Below are 18,147 nucleotides of genomic sequence, written 5' to 3'. Positions count from 1 at the left end.
AGGGTATATGAACGTGAAGCCAGAAGTCCTTTCCTGATCCATAGGGAAGGACTTTTTGGTATCTACATAGTTGAGTAGTGATACGTTATCTGTAATATCAGTTCTTCTTAAAAAACTCCCCAAAACCCAAACTTTATCCGCTTGTTGCACGCCATCTCGTTATCTATACTTAAATAAGAATATCGATTATCCATATCATATGTATCTTGTTCAGACATCTTTTCAAAATAGGCTCCAGCACAAGGAGGATATCTATGAACACTATTCAATTATCAGACTTAACATTAGATCAGAAAATCGGACAATTATTTGTATGCGGATTTCATACCAATGTACCAAACGAACATATTACAGAATTGATCGAAAAATATCATGTCGGTGGAGTGATTTATTTTCGGCGTAATATAGGAACAGCTCGCCAGATTACAGACCTTTCCACAGGGTTACAGCAGATTGCTCAGAGGCAAGGATTACCACCGTTATTGATAGCGATCGATCAAGAAGGCGGTATGGTGAGCCGAATCGATCAAGATGGAATGAGTCTGATTCCGGGCAATATGACTCTTGGGGCAGTAAATGATGTGGCATTAACGGCAGCCGCTTCAGCGATCAGTGCGCGTGAATTACGTACATTAGGAATTAATTTGAATTTTGCGCCTTGTGTCGATGTGAATAATAATCCTCGTAATCCAGTGATTGGCGTCCGTTCTTATTCTGAAAAGCCTGAAGTAGTAGCTATTCATGGAGCCGCCGCTATTCAAGCGATTCAGCAAGAGTATGTAGCTGCTACAGCCAAGCATTTTCCAGGGCATGGAGATACTGAGGTGGATTCTCATTATGGATTAGCTTCTGTACCTCATGATAAATTACGCTTAGAACAGATTGAATTATTACCTTTTCGTTCAGCGATAGATGCAGGAGTCGATGTGATCATGTCGGCTCATGTTATTTTCCCTGCATTTGAACCGGAGCCTATTCCAGCTACATTGTCGCGTAAAGTACTAACCGATTTGCTTCGTATCGAGATGGGATTTGAAGGATTAATTGTGACCGATTGTCTGGAAATGCATGCGATTGCCAAGCATTTTCCGATACCACAAGCGACTGTTATGGCAGCTCAAGCCGGAGCAGACCTATTGCTGGTGAGTCATACATTAGAGCACCAGATCGCTGCGATTGAAGCGATTAAAGAAGCGGTGCAACAAGGTCAGTTATCTGAAGCTCAAATCGATGCTTCAGTCGAACGAATACTATCACTCAAAGCCAAACATCAGATGGATGCAGCACCTTATACGATAGAAGAGTGGACACAGCGCTTAGAACCTGAACCGATCGAACCGGTGTTGCGTGAAATTGCAGAGCGCAGTATTACATTAGTCAAAGACGAAGGGCAATTGCCTTTGCAACCGGATGATAAGGTACTCATTATATGGCCACAGGTGACGCGTCTAACCGAAGTGGATGAGCCGACAGGGCATGATGTCAGTTTTGCTCAAGCTCTTAATAGCTATGGGATCGATGCAACCCAGATTACGATAGATGCTCGCCCGGAACCGGAAGAGATTCAGCAAGTATTAGCAGAAGCAATCCATTATCCCAAAGTGATCTTTGCAGCATATACATCATCGGGTCTGTTACCACTCGGTCAAGCAGAACTCGCCCGCCAATTATCTCTTTTGACAGACACTTCGTTGATTGTGGCTTCTGTACGTAATCCTTATGATATGAATGATCTTCCTGAGATCAAGACGTATATCTGTAGTTATGAAAATCGGAAGTATGCGGTAGAAGCTTTGGCAGCTGTAATTGCAGGGGTTAAGCCAGCGGTAGGAAAATTACCAGTGAGCTTAAATGAGCAATATCAGGTTCAAATATAGAAGAGTAGTTGTCAAAATAGGTTATTGCATTTATTTGTGGTAAAGTATAATTAATGACGTTTTCTGAGCACATGATGTAGTCAAAAACAGTCTATTCATCGCTGATGGATAAGGCTGTTTTTTATGTGATTTTTCTGCGGAATAGATGTGACTGAAGTGTGAACAGATACGTATGTTGTAAGGTTTCTTAAGGAAGAGAGAAACTTTTCAAGGTTTGGCGCGTCTTATTAATGTGCCAATTCGGGGGAAACACCATCTTTTTGGAAGTGAATTACAGTAAATTGCTATGAGAAGGAGCCTAATAATGAAATTCAAGAAGACTTTACTAATTGCATTACTCGCTGTAGCTCAGACTGTTGCGACTGTTCCAGGAGCGCAAGTGCATGCTGCTGAAGGCGATGTGGATAGCAGTATCGTACAAGATGTCTACAATGATACTCAAGGGACTGTAGGAGATGATACTACAGTAACTGATCCTAATGCAGTTACAGATCCTAACGCAGTGACTGATCCGACGACAGATCCTGCTGGAACAACAGGTGATGGTACAGTGCCAACGGTTCCTACAACACCACCAACTACGGTTAAACCACCAGTAACTACACCAACAACACCTACCGTGGTGAATGATGTGTATTCGGCTGGACCTAACAAAGTTATTTTTATGATGAACTCTAATCAAATTTATCAAGATGGTAAATTATACTTTTCAGATCAACCTATGGCTGTGAAAAGTGGAGTATCTTACGTATCGGTTCGCGCACTTGTGACCCGTGTCGGTCTGAAGCTTACATACGACGCTAAGACCAAAGAAACGATCATGCAAAAAGATGGTAAAGAATTACGCTTCAAAACAGACAGTAAGTACTACACTGTAAATGGTGTGAACACCTTGATGAAAGGTCCAGCATTCCAACAGAAAAATGTATTTATGGTTCCTTTGACTTCTATTACTCAAGCTCTAAATATTCCTTATACAGTACAAGGTAAATTAGTTGTATTGGATTTGGTTGTTAAACCAACAGCTTCCTTTACAGTTTCCCCTACTGCGATTTATGCAGGTCAAACATTAGTAACGTACAAAACACAATCTAAAACGTCTGATGGCAGTCCTATTGCTAATGAAACATGGACAGGACGCGAAGACATTTTTGCAGAAGCAGGTCCTCATGTGATTACGTATTCTGTTATGGATTCGTCAGGACAATGGAGTGATCCTTACACGGTTACCATCAACGTGCTTCCTCCTAACCAACCCCCTGTAGCGATGTTCAATACCAATCAAGAAACGTATCGTATGGGTGAATTGGTTACTTATACAGATATGAGTACTGATGATGAGAATGCTATCAATACAGGCTTAACTAAATGGGATAACAAACAATTAGCGTTCTTTACACCAGGTCCACAGACAATCACATTGACTGTAACCGACAAACACGGTGCAACAGGAACATATAGCAAAACGATTAATGTAACGGATCAAACATTATATTCGGCTGAAGACTTCTACCCATTATTTACACCAATCGGAGATTCATTCGACTTTAACGGTTCTGTCGTTCCAACATGGGCAACCGTAACCAATGCTCAAGTCAATGATGATCCAAGTCGTCTGATTCGTAGTAACAGTCCTGAACGTGTATTGACTAAAGGTATTGTGTACCAAGAATTCGCTACTGGTGCTACACGCTTTATGGTGCATCATTTGAACGAAACCGGTAGTAGCAAAAAAATGTATGTTGTAGCAACGAATCCGAATGCTACACCAGCAACATTGAATATTCAAGCTCTTGGTTTTGGTGGACCGAATCCTTATGCTACAGCAGTAGGTAAAGTTTCTGTTCAACGTTATTTCCAATCGATGCAATCAGGTGCAGAAGCACAATCTGTTGTTCTACAACCTGGACAAAGCCAAGTTATCTTTAACCAACTTAGTGCTACTGCAATGAAAAACGATACAGTTATTTCATTGTTCGGCGATCTAGTAAGTGATTCTAATGTACAATATACAGTGATGATGATTGATGAAAATCAAGATCCGATCGCTGCATTAGCTACAGAACCTAAGCTAGACCGCGATGGTATCCACAACCGTGGTACGTATGACAATGCTGTACGTAATATCCATGTTGCTGACTTGATCGGTAACACAACAGTTCGTATGCCAATCGGAGACAACAACAGTGACCCTAACTTAATGGGTACAGATCCATTGTCAATGACTGAAGCTTCTAACGCAGGTAACTTTGGTGTATTGTACAAAATCAAGCTAGACATGGTTGCGCCAAACACGATGATTTCCTTTAATGCTCGTGGTGGTCGTTACTCAGGTTACATGTATGTAAACGGAGCAGTAACAGCAATCAAAAATAACGGTGCAGCAACAACAGCAAATGATAATGTTGTTCTATATCGTACAGGAACATTAGATACAGAAGCCGTGGAATTGTGGTTTACAGCAGCACCTGGTAGTAACTTGCCAGTTAACTTGTTATTCACACAATTGCCAGCTAAAAAACAATAATTTTCAAATCAAAAGCTCGAATCAGTGAATGCTGATTCGAGCTTTTTTGATGTGCTACGATAATTGCTGATTTTGGTCAGAATCAATTGACGATTGAGCCTAAATAAGGCATGATGGAGAAATGTGTATACAAGTGGAAGTAAGCTTCAATTAGTAACGTAATCGCCATAAACTTTTGACGAATTATTGCGCATCGTATACGGTTATGTTGTATAATAGTTATTATTACGAATAATAAGATAAATAGTTCAGAATAGAAAAGATAGATTAGGACAGGAGGAATAACTCATGCTGTCGACAGAACAAATCATCGATACCATGGCAGGACAGGGATTGCGAATAACCGATCAACGTCGTACATTAGCTCGTTTATTTGCAGAAGCTCCCGGTTATCTGACCGCTAAAGATGTATATGACTATATGGGTAAAAAATACAGTGGACTTAGCTTTGATACAGTCTATCGTAATTTACGTGTGATGCAGGAGCTAGGTGTGTTAGAACAGATCGTTTTCGAAGATGGTGTTAAATTTAAAAGCCATTGTAGTCAGGATCGCCATCATCATCATATGATCTGCTTACAATGTGAGAAAACGTACCCGATTGCTTTTTGCCCGATGGATATGACAGATATGCCGGAACAATTCGAAGTGGTTAAACACAAATTTGAAGTGTTCGGTTATTGCAAAGACTGTCGTAAAGAAATGGGTGCCGGAGATGGTAAAGAAGGTCCAACGCTACATCTAAAGCAACCTCATTATGATACACATGAACATGCAGGTAAAAGCCAGTGAAGCCAAAATTGAGTCGTCGTGCGGTACAGACGCCGATCCATGTGTATCGCAAATTCATTTCACCACTTAAACCTCCAACATGTCGTTTTTATCCGACTTGTTCTCAATATGCACTCGAAGCGATCGAGATTCATGGTGTGGCCAAAGGCATCGGATTAGCTGCTAAACGGATAGGAAAATGTCATCCTTTTCATCCGGGAGGGTTTGATCCTGTACCACCAGCTAAATCCAAAGTGAAATCAGCCTCATCAGTCACCAATCAGGAACAGCAAAATGCTTGACAGGTGATTTGGAAGTTCGGTATATTCATAACATCAAATATCATTTCCTGTGAATGGATAAGTAGATGGAAAAAGCGCCAGTACAGAGAGCCGGAGTAGCTGGGAACCGGTATGGTGAGCGTCATCGAATATGGTCCGGGAGGAACTGTGGTCAAGCATATTCGGTTGTATCGATATGTAAGGCTTCAGCGTGAACCAGCGTTAATGGGCAGTCTGCTAAAGACTGATAGAGTCTACTTTTGCAAAGAAGTAGAGAATTTGGGTGGTAACGCGTGAGTCTATGCTCTCGTCCCATATAGGGGCGAGGGCTTTTTTGCGTCCAGATATGGAAATAACATGATAGTGATTTAACAATATTGAAGGAGGAATTATAATGACAGCCAAACCTACTTTTTATCTAACAACACCTATCTATTATCCAAGTGACAAATTGCATATCGGTCATGCCTATACAACCGTAGCCGGTGATGCTATGGCTCGTTACAAGCGCTTAAGAGGATACGAAGTTCGCTATCTAACAGGAACAGATGAACACGGACAAAAGATTGAACGTAAAGCTCTAGAAAAAGGACAGACTCCTCAACAATTTATTGATGGTGTAGTAGAAGGAATCAAAAAGTTATGGGATCAATTAGACATTTCATATGATGATTTTATTCGTACGACAGAAGAACGCCATAAGATTGTGGTACAAGAAATCTTTGATCGATTGTTGAAGCAAGGTGATATTTATAAAGGTGAATATGAAGGCTGGTATAGTATTCCAGATGAGACGTATTACACAGAAACGCAAATTGTAGATATCGAACGTAATGCAGACGGTGAGATTATCGGTGGTAAAAGTCCGGATAGTGGACATCCTGTAGAATTGGTGAAAGAAGAATCTTATTTCTTCCGTATGAGCAAATATGCAGACCGTTTATTAAAATACTATCAAGACAACCCTGAATTTATTCAACCCGAATCTCGCAAAAATGAAATGATTAATAACTTTATCAAGCCAGGACTTGAAGACTTAGCCGTTTCGCGTACAACCTTTGAGTGGGGCGTACAAGTCAAAGGTGATCCTAAGCATATTGTTTATGTATGGATCGATGCTTTATCTAACTACATTACAGCTCTAGGATATGGAACCGATAATCCAGAATTATTTAATAAGTTCTGGCCAGCAGATATTCATCTGGTAGGTAAAGAAATCGTACGTTTCCATACGATCTATTGGCCGATTATGTTGATGGCACTTGATCTACCTTTGCCGAAAAAAGTATTTGGTCATGGTTGGTTACTGATGAAAGACGGCAAAATGTCTAAGTCTAAAGGAAATGTAGTAGATCCAGTCACATTAATCGAGCGTTACGGTCTAGATTCACTGCGTTACTACTTGCTACGCGAAGTGCCTTTCGGTTCAGATGGTACATTTACACCGGAGAGCTTTGTCGATCGTGTCAATTCAGATCTAGCAAATGATCTAGGTAACTTGCTTAACCGTTCGGTAGCTATGGTCGATAAGTATTGTAGTGGTACCATTCCTGCTTATCCAGGTCGTGTGCTTGAAGTCGATGGTACGTTAGAAGATATTGCTGCACAAACGATAGAAAAAGTAGAAAACGCATTTGAACACCTAGAGTTTTCTGTAGCTTTGACGGCAATCAGTCAATTGATTAGTCGTACCAATAAATATATCGATGAGACACAACCGTGGGTTCTTGCCAAAGACGAAGCTAACCAACCACAATTGGATTCGGTAATGTATCATTTGGTGGAAACATTGCGGATTGTATCTGTATTGTTACAACCGTTCTTAACACGTGCACCGAAAAAAATCTGGGCACAACTTGGAATAGCAGAAGGCGAACTTACCGCTTGGGAAAGTATTCGTTCGTATGGTCAGATTCCAGCAGGTACAGTTGTAGTGAAAGGCGATCCTATTTTCCCTCGCCTAGATAGCAAAGAAGAAGTGGCTTACATCGTAGAAGCAATGGGTGGCGTATTAACAGCTGCTGCTGAAGCAACACCAACAGCTCCAACGACTTCCGCACCTGTAGAGGTAGAAGAGCAACAAGCGCCTGAGATTAGTATAGACGACTTTGCTAAAGTGGAACTACGCGTAGCTCAAGTGATCTCAGCAGAGCCTGTTAAAAAGGCAGACAAACTGCTTAAATTACAATTGGATCTAGGAACAGAGCAACGCCAAGTGGTATCCGGTATTGCGAAGTTCTATACACCGGAAGAATTAGTCGGACGCAAAGTCATCTGTGTGACTAATCTCAAACCTGTTAAATTACGCGGAGAAGAATCTAGAGGTATGATTTTGGCGGCTTCTCATGGCGATCAATTGACACTAGCGACGGTTCCAGACGGTATGCCTAACGGTGCAATTGTTAAATAAATAAGGCTTAAATGATCAGGTAGAGCCTTCCGTGGAACAGCATATATGGTGTACACATGGAAGGTTCTTTCTATCGTTTGAACCATGTGCAAAACTTGCCAACTCATGCGAATTAAATGTATGATTATTGAATCAATATTTGCCAAATGAATACAGTATGTAGTGAAAAAGGGGGAGCAAGATGCCAACGCCCAGTATGGAGGATTATTTAGAGCGCATTTATAAATTAATCGATCAAAAGGGATATGCGCGTGTCTCGGATATTGCAGAAGGGTTAGAAGTACATCCTTCGTCCGTTACAAAAATGATCCAAAAATTAGATAAAGATGAATATTTGATTTATGAGAAGTACCGGGGATTAGTACTGACAAGCAAAGGGAAAAAGATGGGCAAACGTCTTGTAGAACGCCATCAATTGCTTGAAGATTTCCTGAATGTAATCGGTGTTAACCCGGATTATATATACAAAGATGTAGAAGGTATAGAGCATCATTTAAGTTGGAATTCGATTACTCAAATCGAAACATTGTTAGAATACTTCCGTCGTGATCCTTCACGTGTGGAAGCGCTACAGAATCTGCAAAAAGAGCTGATTAGCGACTCGTAAGGCAGGCATCTGTCGATCACTTGGCAGATGTCTTTTATTTTGTTCGCAACTTTGGTACCCGTCAGTCGTCTAATGATATAAGCACCAAGCAACGATTTACTGGAGGTTTTAAATTTATGAAAATGGTTCGTGTTATCGCTGTATTTTTAGTATTGTTGATGATTGTCCCTTCGATCAGTAGTACACTTCATGCCGCAGATTCGGATATTAAGATCATGCTCAATGGAGAACAGATACAAGGGGATGCTGCTCCTTACATAACCAGCAAGAGCAATGTAACCATGGTTCCTTTACGTCTAGTGAGTGAAAATTTGAAAGCTAAAATCGCCTGGAATCAATCCACAAGCACAGTCACGATTACGAGTGATAAGCAAGTACTGGTACTGACTTCAGGTCAGAATACAGCAACGATTGATAACAAGTCAGTAAGCTTAGATGCTTCAGTTGAAATGAAAAACGGTCGTGTCATGGTTCCGCTACGTTTTATCGGTGAAGGTCTGGGTCTTGATGTAAATTGGGATCAAGCCAATCGTACCGTAAATTTAGCGACAAGTAGTTATCAAGGTACAGGTAGTAAAAATAACAGCAGCAAGCCTTCTACACCAGCTACTACCAATACAGGAACAACAGATAATAGTAACAGTGGCAAAGCGCCAACAAGCACTGTAGCCAAAGATGGGCTTCGTGGTGCATGGGTCTCTACCGTCTACAATCTAGATTGGCCAGCGACATCAGGTGCAACCAAGCAAAAACAAGAATTTTCAAAATTGTTAGATGATCTACAAGGGATGGGCATCAATGCAGTATTCGTACAGGTTCGTCCTGCTGGAGATGCATTATACAAATCGTCACTTATGCCATGGTCGAAATATCTTACAGGAACACAGGGGAAAGATCCGGGTTATGATCCTGTAGAATATATGGTTGCTGAAGCTCATAAGCGTGGGATGGAGTTCCATGCATGGTTTAACCCGTTCCGTGCTACAACAGATGCTAACACCAGTAAGCTTGCAAGCAATAATGTAGTATTGAAGCATCCTGATTGGGTGATCAAGTTCGATAATAAATATTATCTCAATCCGGGGATTCCAGCTGCACGTCAATCAGTCATTGATACTGTGATGGAAGTCGTCAACAACTACGATATCGACGGTGTACATTTAGATGACTATTTCTATCCATATTCAGAGACAGCTTCTAACAAATTCGGTGATGACAGCACCTATGCTAGTTATAACAGCGGTAAATTCAAAACCAAAGCGGATTGGCGTCGTGGAAACATCAATAGCTTTGTGCAACAGCTCAATACATCGATTCATAATTCCAAACCTGCTGTGAAATTCGGAATCAGTCCTTTCGGTGTATGGCGTAACAAATCATCCGATATCACAGGATCAGATACCAAAGCAGGTGTAACTGCTTATGACACTACCTATGCAGATACACGCACATGGATCAAAAACGGCTGGATCGATTATATCGCTCCGCAAGTCTATTGGAGTATGACACTTCCTGTAGCTCGTTATGATAAAGTGGTAGACTGGTGGGCAAATGAAACTAAAAATACAGGTGTAGATCTGTATATCGGTCATGCTCTTTACAAAATCAGCACTCCTGAAATTGGCTGGAGCAGTTCTAACGAGATCATCAACCAGCTCAAATACAACGAGAAATACAGCAATATCAAAGGCAGTATCTTCTTTAGCGCTAAAGATTTGAAAAAGAATCCACAAGGTGTATTAGCGAAATTGCGTTCATACTGGGGATTGTAAAATAGCAGAAGAGTAGAAAAAGAGATTTCATCAGCCGTTACAATAGGCGATGGAATCTCTTTTTTTGATTGGAAAAGAAACATTGATAAATTAGAACATTAAAATCTGAGAGCATTATAGTCAGACAGCAAAGAAAAAGCATGATCTGTTCCTCTGTGAGAAGGAAAAGTCATGCTTTTTCTTGATAGATATAATCAGCTTTATTGCAACAAGGGCTATACAGAACTGATCTACATTCTATTTATTAATTTAATGAAATTTAGGCGCTTCATCATCATCTTTCCCTTTGTTGCCTTGAATGACTTGAAAAGGATAATTCTTTTTGGGCTTCGATTGATGACTATTCGATGGTCTAGCAGAAGTGGTTTTGTAATTGTTTTTTTGCGAGCCGTTCATCTTGGCCATGGTACGTGCAGAAGGTTTGACTTTAGGTCCTTGATAACCTCGACCAGACATACCAGAAGCTGACCGCATTACCAAAAATAAAACGACAATCAAGATGATCGGTACAATGAGATTCGCCCAATTGTACATTGCAGGAGAAGCCACCATTTGGAATATTTCAAGAAACAGCCCGACCGCACCTAGCAGAATAGCAACTCCAAATACAATCAGTTGAACAGGTGATTTTCTCATTTTATTATCATCATCCTTTCACAGGGTCAGGAGAAGCAGTAGTCACTGCCGAACGCACATGTTGTTGTTCAAGCGCAGCGTCTAATTCACGCATACGGTTAAATGAAGCAATTGAAACTTCGATCTGATCCAGTGTCGGTTCTTTGGTCGTTAACAATTGTAACCATAACCCCGGATATCCCAAATACCGTAGAACGGGTACTTCACGTAAGCTATTCGTAAATTTCAAAAATTCAAACGAAACACCGATAACGACAGGCAACAAAACGATACGTTGTATAATCCGCTCGGTGAGGCTATCCCAACTGAACAGTGCGTAGATAATGACTCCGATAATAACGGTTAATATAATAAAACTGCTTCCACAGCGATAATGTAGACGACTATACTTTTGTACATTTTCAGGGGTTAACTCTTCGCCGTGTTCATAAGCTGTAATGACTTTATGTTCAGCACCATGATACTGAAAGAGTCGCTTAATCATCGGTGTCTGTGAGATCGCCCAGAGATAGATTAAGAGCAGGATAATTTTGATAACACCTTCAAGTAAGGTATGCAGTGCATGATTATCGAAGGCTCTACCGAATAATAAACTTTCTACAAATACGGGAACGAGTGTGAATACAAGCTTACCTACAATGAGTGAAAGGATACCCACTACTGCAACACCAAGCATCATACTAAGACTCATTTTGGATTCTTCTTTTTGCTTCTGTTCTGCATATTCTTCAGGGCTCATCTGATCTTCTGAATACGCATCGGCTGCATAATTGAGATGTTTGGAGCCTTTGGCACTTGAATCAATCAAACTTATAATTCCTCGCAACAATGGAATGCGGCGTAATGTTTTGACCCATGACTTATCTTGTCTAGGTACTTCTAAAAAGGTGATTTCACCATCTTTACGTCTTACAGCTGTCACATTCACATTTTTTCCGCCGAACATAACGCCTTCTATTACTGCTTGGCCGCCATAGCTCGGAGGAGCAGATTGTTTTGACAAGTACAGTCACCCTTCCGTAGTTCGACATTACCGTTATTTACGAAATGCCTGATCAAGCTTATCTATTGATCTATAATTGCTAGAAATAAGCCTATCCTTTAATTGTAGCGGATTTGGCTGATTTTTACCAGAATACGCTATCAGCAAGCTAGATAGAATAGATAAGATATTCTACTGCCTATTCTCAAAATTGCAATTGGTATGGTAAAATAATTTTTGGCTATTTCTCATTTTACATTTGTCCAAAATGATCACAATACGAGGATACACAGAACCAAGCAGATATCGTGTTTTATTCTAAAATGCTGAAGGGGAGAGATGTAATTGAGTACACAACGTTTAAATAAGTTACGTCAAGCGATGCAAGAACAACAGTTAGAAGCCTTACTAATTACAAGTAGTGTGAACCGCAGATATTTGACAGGGTTTACAGGTTCGGCAGGTTATGTGCTTGTCACTGCGCAAGAAGCTTACTTATTGACTGATTTCCGTTATATGACTCAAGCGCCAGAACAAGCTACTGCTTTTTCAGTGGTAGAACATTCTGCAAATGTAGTCGATACGATGAAAGAATTGTTGGCTAAAGGCAATATCAGCAAACTTGGATTTGAACAAGATTTGGTGCCTTATAGCAGATACGCAATGTACAGCAAGCATTTAGGACCTGTTGAGCTAGTTCCTGTATCTGGCATCATGGAAGAGATTCGTAATTTCAAAGATGCTGAAGAGATTGCAATTATTGAGAAAGCAACCGATATTGCAGATCGTACATTCAGTCATATTTTGAACTACATCAAGCCAGGGGTAACTGAGCAAGAGATCGAACTCGAAATGGAATCCTTTATGCGCCGTCTAGGAGCTACAGGCACTTCATTTGAAACGATTGTTGCGTCGGGTGAACGTTCTGCTTTACCTCATGGTGTAGCCAGTGAAAAAGTTATCGGGGCAAATGAATTTGTCACTTTGGACTTTGGTGCGATTTATCAAGGATATGTATCGGATCTTACACGTACTGTTTTTGTAGGTACACCGACAGATGAGCATCGCAAAATTTACAATATCGTACTGGAAGCACAGCTGAATACGCTTAAACACCTAAAACCGGGTATGAGCGGTAGAGATGCAGACGCACTAGCGCGTGATGTGATTGCTTCTCATGGTTACGGTGACGCATTTGGACACAGTACAGGTCATGGTATCGGTATGGAAGTACATGAAGAACCTCGCCTTTCTAAAATGAGCGATACGGTATTATCTCCAGGTATGGTGGTAACTGTAGAACCGGGAATTTATATTCCAGGCTTCGGTGGAGTACGGATTGAAGATGATGTGTTGATAACAGAAGACGGTATTCGTGTGTTAACGCATTCGACCAAAGAATTTACGATTTTACCGGTATAACGAAAAGTTTATCCTGTTATGCAGGATGATGACTATCATTTGCCGAATAAAATACCTGTATATGATGATATAGTATCCGATTGATATGGGGTATAGTACAATATATAGGCTTCATAGAATTATGCAAGAGACAAGCTTTACCACATCTGAGGAGGCGTTATTTTGATTTCAGTAAATGATTTTAAAACAGGTTTGACCGTAGAAGTAGAAGGAAATATTTATTCCGTTTTGGAATTCCAACACGTAAAACCGGGTAAAGGCGCAGCATTCGTGCGTTCTAAATTGAGAAACTTGCGTAACGGTAACGTAGTAGAACGTACTTTCCGTGCAGGTGAAACTATCGCTCGTGCTCAAATCGAAAACCGTGGCGTTCAATATTTGTATGCAAGTGGTGACGAGCATGCATTTATGGACAACGAAACATACGATCAATTCGAATTGAACTCCAAACAATTGGAATGGGAATTGAAATTCTTGAAAGAAAACATGACCGTTAACATCGTTAGCTATCAAGGTGAAATTCTTGGAATTAACTTGCCAACAAGCGTAGAGTTGGCTGTTACTGAAACAGAGCCAGGAATCAAAGGTAACACTGCAACAGGCGCAACTAAAAATGCAAAATTGGAAACAGGACATACGGTTCAAGTGCCTATGTTTATCAACGAAGGTGACGTTCTAATCATCGATACTCGTGAAGGTAAATACGTTTCTCGCGCATAGAACTTATTATTGTACAAGTGAAAGAATGAGTGGCTTTGATGCCTGCTCATTCTTTTTTTAGAATCAAATTACGATAAGGAGTGCCTATATGGACAATTTTGAAGTCTTTTTTGATATACATATTTCCTATATAGATCAACTATTACAACATGAGCTAGACATCACGTCAGCCGATATAAAATCTTCTCATTTTTATGATCAAGCTACAGCGAAAGATATAGAATGGTACGATATTGATTCGTTCTCAACCTTTTTATTACGTGCAGGTACAGGAACTATATTGTTTAAAGTCATTGAACTAGGTATAGAATTAAAAGAAGTATTAACTGTTATTTCATCAGATGGAGAATATATTACGATGGAATTTAATTTTAGAGATACAGAGTTGATGTATGAGGGTGTATTAGACTCGAAGAAATGCTTACATATGCTTACCTACTTCCAAAAATGGATAGAACCATATCACATAAACGCTATCACATTTGGACATGAACCTGCTACAGATAAGGATATGTGCTTGATTGAGATCACAGAACATACTGTTCTATCGCAATCGATTGTGGATCAATGGAGAATGAATAGACAGCATATAAAGCAGAATAATAATCTGTTATAGCTTTTTTAATTTACGGGTAGTACTTAACGCGTTCTCGTATTATACTGTTAAAGACTAAGCATGTTCATGCATTATTATGTATGAAACGCCTAAATACGCTGTTCAATCCGGGTAGAATATGGAAGAGATAACATACCCGTATCATGTAGGGAGTGAAGAGGTCTTGGCTTTGTATGTTATGAAATTCGGTGGTAGTTCCGTTGGGGATACCGAGCGCATGCAACGTGTAGCAAAGCGCATTGTTGAGAAGCAAGATGAAGGGCACGACTGTGTAGTAGTTGTTTCAGCGATGGGAGATACAACAGATGATTTGATTGATCAGGCACGTCTGCTCAATCCGAATCCACCTGCTCGTGAAATGGATATGTTGATGACAACAGGTGAGCAGATTTCGATGGCGATGTTATCGATGGCGATTCAGCATCTAGGTCGAGAAGCGGTATCTTTCACCGGCTGGCAAGCAGGTTTTGAGACAGAAGCAGAACATGGTAAGGCACGCATTCGGAATATTCAGCCTGAACGTGTACTGAAAGCAATCGGCGCAGGTAAGATCGTGATCGTTGCTGGATTCCAAGGCATTACAGCCGAAGGTGAGATTACAACATTTGGACGTGGAGGTTCGGATACGACAGCTGTTGCATTGGCAGCCGCAATCCATGCCGATACTTGCGAGATTTATACCGATGTCGATGGAATTTATTCTACCGATCCACGGATTGTCAAATGTGCTCGCAAACTAGAAGAAATATCTTATGACGAAATGCTAGAACTGGCAAATCTAGGTGCGGCGGTACTTCATCCGCGTGCTGTAGAATATGCGAAGCATAACAATGTACGACTCGTTGTGCGCTCTAGCTTTAACTATAATGAAGGAACCGTTGTGAAGGAGGAGACAACTATGGAACAGGGAGCAGTCGTCAACGGCATTGCTTATGATAAAAATGTAGCACGTCTTACAATCCGTGGTGTTGCTGATCTACCGGGAGTACTTGCAAAAATGTTCGGAGAACTAGCAACGGCCAAGATCGATGTCGATCTGATCGTACAGAGCGGTGTATTAGATGGCAAAGCAGACTTTTCCTATACCGTGAGTCTGGCGGATCGTGAACGTGCGCTTGCTGTGATGGAAAGCTTACGTAGCGAACTTCCTTTCAGCGAAGTCACTTCTGAAATTGATCTGGTTAAAGTATCGATCGTGGGTGCAGGAATGGTAAGTCACCCGGGTGTAGCGGCGCAAATGTTCGCTGCCATCTCTGCACAAGGTGTAAGTATCAAGATGGTAAGTACATCTGAGATCAAAGTATCCTGTGTCATCGAAGCCAGTCGCTTGCAAGATGTCGTGGCTGCACTTCATACAGCATACGGTCTAGATACCGAAGAACAAGCATTTGTAGGCGGTCCTCAAGATCGTCGTTAATCGTATATCAAAAGGGCAGAAACATTCGAAAAGAAAGAGTGTTTCTGCCCTTTTTTGCGAGAAGCTATCGCGCCGAATAAAACGAATTTTGAAAACGGCTAGGATGTGCTATAATACATAGCGTTATGTGTAACTTTCCGTGTACAACGGGCGATGAAGCCAAAGGAGTGAAAAATAGATGTTTAACTTAAATGAAATTAAAGAATTGATTCAATTGGTAGACGAGACATCTGTACAAGAAGTAGAAATCGAAAATGAAGGATCACGTCTAGTGATTCGCAAACCAAGCAAAGCTGAAACGGTATATGTACAGCAAGCGACAACTGCCCCTGCTGCAACATCTCAAGTCGTGCAAGCGCCAGTTAATGCACCTACTACAACTTCTGCACCAACGACTCCGGAAGTAGACCCTTCTCTACATACGATTGTATCGCCTATGGTTGGAACGTTCTATCGTTCTTCTTCACCAGAAGCGGCTCCTTTTGTAAGTACGGGTGATAAAGTCAACGATAAATCCACTGTATGTATTATCGAAGCGATGAAGCTGATGAATGAGCTTGAAGCAGAGACAAACGGAACAATCGTAGAGATTTTGGCAGAAAATGGACAACTTGTTGAATACGGACAGCCATTATTTTTAGTAAAACCGGAATAAGCAAGGCACTGCTTTTGCCAAATCCCGGAGGAGGAAACGTAAAATGAAATTTCATAAAATACTGATAGCGAATCGTGGCGAAATAGCGGTTCGTATTATCCGTGCTTGCCGTGAGTTAGGCATAGCAACAGTAGCGGTTTATTCTGAAGCAGATCGCGAATCATTACATGTGCGTCTAGCAGACGAAGCTTACTGTATCGGACCCACTTTATCCAAAGACAGCTACTTGAACTTAACCAACTTAATGAGTGTTGCGACATTGACTGAATGTGATGCGGTTCACCCAGGGTATGGTTTCTTAGCTGAAAATGCAGATTTCGCAGAGATTTGTGAATCTTGCAATATTACGTTTATCGGACCATCTCCAGATGCGATTACACGTATGGGTGATAAGTCTGAAGCGAAGCGTACAATGATTGCCGCAGGCGTACCGGTTATCCCGGGTTCTGACGGAATTGTAGAAGACATGGATGAAGCGATTATAATCGCTCGTGAGATTGGATACCCTGTTATTATCAAAGCAACCGCAGGTGGTGGAGGTAAAGGGATTCGTCTTGCAGAAGATGAAGAATCATTGATCAAACAAATCACAGCCGCACAACAAGAAGCGCAAAAAGCTTTTGGTAATGGTGGCGTCTATTTAGAAAAATATTTAACGTCGATGAAGCATGTCGAAGTACAGATTATTGCGGATAAGCATGGTAATGCTGTTCATTTAGGTGAACGTGATTGCTCTGTACAACGTCGTCGTCAAAAGCTTGTCGAAGAAGCACCTTGTCCTGTATTATCTCCTGAATTGCGCGAAGAAATGGGCGCTGCGGCTGTACGTGCAGCAGTAGCTGTTAATTACTCGGGCGCAGGGACACTTGAGTTCTTGCTCGGACAAGATGGACAATTTTATTTCATGGAAATGAATACGCGTATTCAAGTTGAACATCCAGTAACAGAAATGGTTACAGGAATCGACTTAATCCAAGAAATGATTTCTGTTGCAGAAGGTAATCCACTTTCGTTCCGTCAAGATGAAGTGGTTATTAACGGCTGGTCGATGGAATGTCGGATCAATGCAGAAGACCCTGAGCGTAACTTTATGCCAAGCCCGGGTAAAATTGATTTCTACCTTGCTCCAGGTGGTCCAGGTGTGCGTGTAGATAGTGGTGCTTATCCAGGATATACGATTAGCCCTTATTACGATTCCATGATCGCTAAGTTGATTGTCTGGGCTCCAACCCGTGAACAAGCGATTGCGAAGATGAAGCGTGCATTAGATGAATTTGCGATTGAAGGGATTTATACTACGATTCCTTTCCATATGCGCCTACTGAATCATGAGACATTTGTACGTGGCGATTTTGACATCAAATTCCTTGAGGAAAATGAAGTTTAAGCTCGTTTGTCAATGAATCATTCACATGTTATATTTAGTTTACTTAGCAGGAGGTGTATAGATAAAT

Annotated in this window: 15 protein-coding genes; 13 read left to right on the top strand and 2 right to left on the bottom strand. The window is 41.0% G+C overall.

Annotated elements, in window-relative coordinates; translation table 11 throughout:
- The first annotated feature begins 254 nt into the window (after nucleotides 1-254).
- The 7 genes from nagZ to PO903_RS19850 all read left to right on the top strand — a co-directional run bounded on the left by nagZ (nucleotide 255) and on the right by PO903_RS19850 (nucleotide 10,245).
- Nucleotides 255-1,877, top strand: a complete 1,623-nt coding sequence (gene nagZ / locus PO903_RS19880; protein ID WP_273594380.1) for a beta-N-acetylhexosaminidase — start codon at nucleotides 255-257, stop codon at nucleotides 1,875-1,877.
- Between the two features lie 304 nt (nucleotides 1,878-2,181).
- Nucleotides 2,182-4,404, top strand: coding sequence for a stalk domain-containing protein (locus PO903_RS19875; RefSeq protein ID WP_273594379.1), 2,223 nt, complete (start codon nucleotides 2,182-2,184; stop codon nucleotides 4,402-4,404).
- Nucleotides 4,405-4,692: 288 nt separating this feature from the next.
- Complete coding sequence (locus PO903_RS19870) at nucleotides 4,693-5,196, top strand: Fur family transcriptional regulator (RefSeq protein ID WP_273594378.1); 504 nt, start codon at nucleotides 4,693-4,695, stop codon at nucleotides 5,194-5,196.
- Nucleotides 5,193-5,477 (top strand): membrane protein insertion efficiency factor YidD, encoded by a 285-nt coding sequence (gene yidD, locus PO903_RS19865; RefSeq protein ID WP_273594377.1) that lies wholly within the window; start codon nucleotides 5,193-5,195, stop codon nucleotides 5,475-5,477. Before PO903_RS19870 ends, yidD begins: the two co-directional genes overlap by 4 nt.
- 373 nt (nucleotides 5,478-5,850) lie before the next feature.
- On the top strand, nucleotides 5,851-7,866 hold the full coding sequence (metG, locus tag PO903_RS19860) for a methionine--tRNA ligase (RefSeq protein WP_069329088.1): 2,016 nt from the start codon (nucleotides 5,851-5,853) through the stop codon (nucleotides 7,864-7,866).
- Nucleotides 7,867-8,047: 181 nt separating this feature from the next.
- Nucleotides 8,048-8,473: a transcriptional regulator MntR gene (gene mntR, locus PO903_RS19855; RefSeq protein WP_069329089.1), complete on the top strand. Its 426-nt coding sequence runs from the start codon at nucleotides 8,048-8,050 to the stop codon at nucleotides 8,471-8,473.
- Between the two features lie 116 nt (nucleotides 8,474-8,589).
- On the top strand, nucleotides 8,590-10,245 hold the full coding sequence (locus PO903_RS19850; protein WP_273594376.1) for a family 10 glycosylhydrolase: 1,656 nt from the start codon (nucleotides 8,590-8,592) through the stop codon (nucleotides 10,243-10,245).
- Between the two features lie 249 nt (nucleotides 10,246-10,494).
- Here the strand turns inward: PO903_RS19850 and PO903_RS19845 are convergent, their stop codons facing one another.
- Nucleotides 10,495-10,881 carry a hypothetical protein gene (locus PO903_RS19845; RefSeq protein ID WP_273594375.1) on the bottom strand — a complete coding sequence of 129 codons (387 nt, stop codon included), beginning with the start codon at nucleotides 10,879-10,881 and terminating at the stop codon, nucleotides 10,495-10,497.
- Between the two features lie 10 nt (nucleotides 10,882-10,891).
- Entirely contained in the window at nucleotides 10,892-11,884 is a 993-nt protein-coding gene (locus PO903_RS19840; RefSeq protein ID WP_069329092.1) for a DUF1385 domain-containing protein, read from the bottom strand.
- 324 nt (nucleotides 11,885-12,208) lie between these two features.
- Here PO903_RS19840 and PO903_RS19835 point away from each other — a divergent pair, with 324 nt between their 5' ends.
- The 6 genes from PO903_RS19835 to accC all read left to right on the top strand — a co-directional run bounded on the left by PO903_RS19835 (nucleotide 12,209) and on the right by accC (nucleotide 18,080).
- Nucleotides 12,209-13,285 (top strand): M24 family metallopeptidase, encoded by a 1,077-nt coding sequence (locus PO903_RS19835; protein WP_273594374.1) that lies wholly within the window; start codon nucleotides 12,209-12,211, stop codon nucleotides 13,283-13,285.
- 162 nt (nucleotides 13,286-13,447) lie between these two features.
- Nucleotides 13,448-14,005 carry an elongation factor P gene (efp, locus tag PO903_RS19830; RefSeq protein ID WP_069329094.1) on the top strand — a complete coding sequence of 186 codons (558 nt, stop codon included), beginning with the start codon at nucleotides 13,448-13,450 and terminating at the stop codon, nucleotides 14,003-14,005.
- 88 nt (nucleotides 14,006-14,093) lie between these two features.
- Nucleotides 14,094-14,621 (top strand): Cdi1I family immunity protein, encoded by a 528-nt coding sequence (locus PO903_RS19825; RefSeq protein ID WP_273594373.1) that lies wholly within the window; start codon nucleotides 14,094-14,096, stop codon nucleotides 14,619-14,621.
- Nucleotides 14,622-14,784: 163 nt separating this feature from the next.
- Complete coding sequence (locus tag PO903_RS19820) at nucleotides 14,785-16,038, top strand: aspartate kinase (RefSeq protein WP_069329096.1); 1,254 nt, start codon at nucleotides 14,785-14,787, stop codon at nucleotides 16,036-16,038.
- A gap of 178 nt (nucleotides 16,039-16,216) precedes the next feature.
- Nucleotides 16,217-16,693: an acetyl-CoA carboxylase biotin carboxyl carrier protein gene (accB, locus tag PO903_RS19815; protein ID WP_069329097.1), complete on the top strand. Its 477-nt coding sequence runs from the start codon at nucleotides 16,217-16,219 to the stop codon at nucleotides 16,691-16,693.
- Between the two features lie 43 nt (nucleotides 16,694-16,736).
- Nucleotides 16,737-18,080: an acetyl-CoA carboxylase biotin carboxylase subunit gene (gene accC, locus PO903_RS19810; RefSeq protein ID WP_069329098.1), complete on the top strand. Its 1,344-nt coding sequence runs from the start codon at nucleotides 16,737-16,739 to the stop codon at nucleotides 18,078-18,080.
- Nucleotides 18,081-18,147 lie beyond the last annotated feature (67 nt).

Source organism: Paenibacillus sp. PK4536 (assembly GCF_028594455.2).
GTDB lineage: Bacteria > Bacillota > Bacilli > Paenibacillales > Paenibacillaceae > Saccharibacillus > Saccharibacillus nuruki.
This window is presented reverse-complemented; position numbering and strand designations above follow the sequence as displayed.